Source organism: Azospirillum sp. OGB3 (assembly GCF_014192915.1).
GTDB lineage: Bacteria > Pseudomonadota > Alphaproteobacteria > Azospirillales > Azospirillaceae > Azospirillum.
The window spans coordinates 1-3,771 of sequence record NZ_JACHYN010000052.1 but is presented as its reverse complement, the minus strand read 5'-3'; the positions used below and the strand labels follow the sequence as shown (position 1 = coordinate 3,771).

The window sequence follows — 3,771 nt, the reverse complement described above, 5'->3', positions numbered from 1 at the left end:
CTGCGCGACATGCTTGCTGTCGCGTAATTCACGCTGTCCGCCTCCGGGGCCCCTGCATCGTCAGATCAGGCGTGGCGCGACACCTGACGGAACCCCATGGCGATGGGGTTGACGATCGAGAACAGCGCCGTGAAGGCGAGAAGGAAGCTGTCGAACATGGAACGGGCCGACCTGTGCCTTGGCGGTTGGCGGGGCGCACCGCCGTGGTACAGGGCGGCCCGTTCCTTGGCAAGGCGCCATGATTTGCGGACCTCACTGTTCAGGCAGGAAACACCGTGCTTGCCGTTCGACCGGCAAGACGGCCACACTCCCCCGGCGGGGAAGGTTTCGTGACGTGATGCCGGAGGAGTTGCGATGGGTCGACGGACACGGCGGTGGGTTCTGGCTTTTCTGATGACCGGGCTGCTTCCGGCGGCCCTGCCTGCGCGGGGGGAAACGCCGGCCCAATTCCGGGCCGCGGTGTCGCAGATCGCCTACGCCGATCCGGGCACGGGCAAGACGGTGCCGATCCTGCTGCTGTACCCGACGCGCGACCAGGTCCAGCCGATCCGCCGGGGACCCTATCACCTGAACGTCGCCCCGGAAGGCGGGCCGGCGCTGGATTCCGCACCGTTGGTGATGATGACCCAGGGACCGTCGCGCAACGGTCTGGCGATGGTCAGCGTTGCCCTGTTCCTGGCGCGCCGCGGGATGATGACCGCCATCGTGACCCATCTCGGCGGCACGGAACCGGGCGCGGACCCGAGGGCCGGCAAGGGCGACCGGATCGGCACCGTCCCGCTGTGGCCGGAATTGCCGCTGCAGCTCCGCGCGGCGCTGGACGCCGTGCTGGACTCCTCGCCCATGGGCTTCCGGGTGGACCGGCAGCGCATCGGCGTGCTCGGCTACGCGGCCGGCGGCCATGCGGCGCTGGCGGCGGCGGGCGGGGTGGCCGATCCGGGGCGGCTCGCTCAGATCTGCGCCACCCATCCCGATGACCGGACCCTCTGCCCGGCGGGCGCCAAGACCGCCGCCGCAGCCTCGCCGAAGCGGCTGGAGGCCGCCACCGATCCGCGCATCCGGTCGCTGCTGCTGATGGACCCGGTCGGTGCGCTGTTCGGGGACGGCGCGCTGTCCCGCGTCACCGTCCCGGTCCGGCTGTACGAGGCGGAGAAGGGCGACGAGGGCGGCGCCCTCCAGGTGGCGCGGGTGCGCGGCCTGTTGCCCCGGCCGCCCGAATACGACCTCGTTCCCGGCGCCGGGCACTACGCCTTCCTCACGCCGGTCCCGGCCAGCGCCGCCGCCCGCTTCGGCGCAATGGTGCAGGACCCGCCGGGCTTCGACCGCGCCGCCTTCCACGCGCGGCTGAACGACGAGGTCCTCGACTACTTCCGGCGCACGCTGAACGCCGCGCCCTGACCCACCCCAACAGCTGCCAACCATCAAGAAAAACGGAAACGCACCATGACGACGATGACCTTGAAGGACGCCCTGGCCGAGATTCTGGACCCACGGGACCGGACCGTGGTGGATGTCGGCTGCGGCGACGGGTCGCTGACCCGCCATTTCGCGGGGCTCGGCGCCCGGGCCATCGGCATCGAGATCAGCGAGGGCCAGCTCGCCCGCGCCCGCAAGGCGGACCCGGTGGCCGGCGCCGACTACCGCGTCGGCAAGGGGGAGGCGCTGCCGCTGGAGGACGCGTCGGCGGACGCCATTGTCTACTCCAACAGCTTCCACCATCTGCCGCTGGCTGTGATGGCCGACGCGATGGCCGAGGCGGCGCGGGTTCTGAAGCCCGGTGGCACGCTGGTGGTGGTGGAGCCGATCGCCGAGGGCGCCTACTTCGAGGTCATCCTGCCCATCGAGGACGAGACGGAGGTGCGCGCCGCCGCCTACGACACGCTGAAGCACCCGCCGCTGCCGCTGCAGGCGGTGGACGAGACGGTCTACGGCACCGTGGTGCGCTACCGCGACGCCGATCATTACCTGACCCACGTCACGGCCGTGGACCCGGCGCGGCGCGAGCGCCTGCCCCCGGTGGAAGCCGAGGTCCGCCGCCGCTTCGCCGCCAGCGGGCGGATCGACGCGGAGGGGATGACCGCCTTCGACCAGCCGATGCGGCGCATGGTCTTCAAGAGGCTGCCTTAAGCAGGACCCGCTTGGCGGCGATACGGCGGCGTGCCAGCATGAGCGCCGCCGTTTGGTCACAGGCGCGCCATCGCGCGTCCGGGGCATAGTGGAGCGGCATCACCCTTTCGAAGGCCGAAGACCATGCCCCGCCCCACCCTGTCCCGCTCCGGCCTCTTCCGCTCCGGCTTGCCCGCCGCCGTCCTGCTCTTCCCGGCCGCCCTGCTTCTGGCCGGTTGCGGCGTTGTGGTCGCCACGGTGGACACCGCGGCCAGTGTTGCCGGGTCCGCGGTCAGCGTCGCCGGCGACGTGGTGTCGGCCACGGCTCATGTGGCGACCGCGCCCTTCCGCGGCGGCGATGAAAAGGAAGACGAATAAAGGTCAGCGCCGGAACAGGCGGCGCCACCAGGGGCGCTGCCGCCGCGCCAGTTCGGTCACCAGAATGCGGCATTGGTCGCGCATCGCCTCGTAGGCGGCGACCTCGGCCTCGCGGTCGCGGCGCAGGCCGTCCAGCGTGCCGGTCAGCCGCTCCAGCCGCTTCTCCAGCTCCGCGCCGGTCCGGCGCTCCTGCTCCAACGCCGCCTGCGCCTCCTCGCTGCGGCGCTCCGCCGCCTCGATGCGCTGGCGGAAGCCGCGCTCCCGCGCCTCCGTGTCGGCGATCAGCCGTTCCACGAGGTCGCCGATGCGCTTGCGCTCGGCCTCGCGGTCGGCCTGGAGACGGTCCAGCGCCACCGCGTGGGACAAGCGCAGGGCGGCGATCTCCGCGTTCACCGCGGACAGACGGTCCTCCGCGTCCTGAAGCGCGCGGGCCATGCCCTGCTCGCGCGTCGAGGTCTCCGTGATCAGCGTCTCGACGAGCTGGTTGATGCGGTCGCGCTCGGCCTCGCGGTCGCCCTGGAGGGTCCCGACCTCCCCGGAGCGCGCCCGCTCGACCTGCCCGATGGCCTCGCGCCAGCGTTCGCGCTCGGAGGCGTGTTCGGCGATGACCCGCAGCCGCTCCGCCCGTTCGCTGTCCGCCGCGGCCTCCGCCTTGGCGATCTGTTCACCGAGCGTGGCGACCTGATCCCCATAGACGCGCAGGAGTTGCGTGGTTTCCTCCGACGGCGCCCCCAGTGATGCCTTTGGCGCGCGCGGACGGGTGGCCCGCTTGGCCGGTGCCGCGGGCGGAGGCGGCGCATCCTCGGCGTTGGTGAGCGGCATCATCTCGGTCATCGCGGCTTATCCTGACAGTCGGGCCTGCGCCGTCACAGTAGCGCGTCCCGCGCCCTGCGCACAGAAACCTTTTTTCCATAGGCCGGGACCGGGAGACGGCTCGGCAAAAGCAGTGCCGAGAATTCGTCTCGTGTTTTCATGGATTTCGTCGGTAAATTTTCCAAAACCAGGTCTATTAACGGGTTTTAAAACAGCTTTAACGCCGACTCCCGGCTCTCGCCAAGGTATTAACACCAACGATTGACAGTACGGATTTCGATTGGTTTTTTGAATGACGTTTGCAGGCGCGAAAAAGACTTTTCCTAAAAAGCAAAATAATCGCCCTCGCCGGTCCGATGTTGCGGAGAACCCCATGCGTGCTGTCCTGGTTGAACCGAACCCCCTGATCGCCGACGCGCTCGGCCGTCAGCTCGGCATGGGGAAGATCCGCTACGACCGCCAGGACTGGGCCGG

General features: G+C 70.1%; 4 protein-coding genes. 3 read left to right on the top strand and 1 reads right to left on the bottom strand.

All coding sequences use genetic code 11. The annotated features are described in order from the left end of the window. Nucleotides 1-393 precede the first annotated feature (393 nt). From FHW79_RS32140 to FHW79_RS32130, 3 genes are all read left to right on the top strand, one after another. A complete protein-coding gene (locus FHW79_RS32140) occupies nt 394-1,398 on the top strand; it encodes a hypothetical protein (protein ID WP_247884731.1) in 1,005 nt (334 codons plus the stop codon). Nucleotides 1,399-1,443: 45 nt separating this feature from the next. Further along, a complete protein-coding gene (locus FHW79_RS32135; RefSeq protein ID WP_183182664.1) occupies nt 1,444-2,127 on the top strand; it encodes a class I SAM-dependent methyltransferase in 684 nt (227 codons plus the stop codon). Between the two features lie 123 nt (nt 2,128-2,250). After that, nucleotides 2,251-2,484, top strand: a complete 234-nt coding sequence (locus FHW79_RS32130; protein WP_183182663.1) for a hypothetical protein — start codon at nt 2,251-2,253, stop codon at nt 2,482-2,484. A 3-nt stretch (nt 2,485-2,487) separates the two neighbouring features. On the opposite strand, the gene FHW79_RS32125 is transcribed toward FHW79_RS32130, so the two are convergent. After that, nucleotides 2,488-3,318, bottom strand: a complete 831-nt coding sequence (locus FHW79_RS32125) for a hypothetical protein (protein WP_183182662.1) — start codon at nt 3,316-3,318, stop codon at nt 2,488-2,490. Between the last annotated feature and the right edge of the window lie 453 nt (nt 3,319-3,771).